Consider the following 877-nt stretch of genomic DNA (forward strand, 5'->3'; position numbering starts at 1 on the left):
TTGATTTGACCACTCCCCATATCCTTGATAACGATACGCTTCTGATCAACCTCCGAGATCGCTATCTTACTGTCTATCGATACTTTCAGTTCCATGTTTTTTCTCGTGTCAAACTGTGGCAACACGGTGTTGAGTATTAATACTCGATCTTTTAATGTTAGTTCCATATTGTATGTTTTTATGATTGTTTGCATTGTAATTAATAATGTCTATTGAATAGATACCATCCCTGGTTAAAATAAGCGAACGTTGCACAGTCACCCTTATTCATGTCAAGTGTCATGCTGTTGCCGTTATTGTCCAACAATGGTGTATCAGAGTTTTCTGGTTCTATTCTGATACCTTCGGAAGAGAACTTCGCCACGATCACATGCACAAAAATCACGGAATTGAAACCGACTTCGCTCCACGAATCTCCGTATTCCGGGTGGACTTCTCCCATTTTCTTTGTGATCGTCGACCGGGAAGGGAGATAGACGCTAAGATACGTACTGGTACTGAAGACGAACGTGTCCCGATAACCGATGTTCAGGACGATTGTATCACTCTTGTCCGACGAGGGTGCATAACGGGCAGTCGAGATCGATCCGTTGACCTTTAAACCTCCAATGCAGTATAACGCATAGTTGCGCCGTCCACCATGAACATCTATCACAGCCCCATAATTTATATCGTTGTGATTAGTTGTATACTCAAGGCGCATCAAAGCACTTGTTCCCCCAAGCGTAGACGGCAAGGTATTTAGACCTAGGCCGGCCCATTTACCGGAAGATGAAAATCCCCAAAACGCATTACTTCCTGATGAATAAAGGAAAAATTTAGAAGACGATTCACCGGAATAGCGGTTATCCGAGAATAGTCCTCCAGACTCCATCCT

1 pseudogene is annotated in these 877 nt (G+C 43.3%); it reads right to left on the reverse strand.

Features of this window, described 5'->3' with window-relative positions:
• Nucleotides 1-199: 199 nt before the first annotated feature.
• Nucleotides 200-877, reverse strand: a pseudogene (locus KTG12_RS21415) (hypothetical protein); the annotation flags it as partial.

The sequence above is a fragment of the Parabacteroides sp. MSK.9.14 genome, assembly GCF_019041495.1.
Lineage (GTDB): Bacteria > Bacteroidota > Bacteroidia > Bacteroidales > Tannerellaceae > Parabacteroides > Parabacteroides merdae.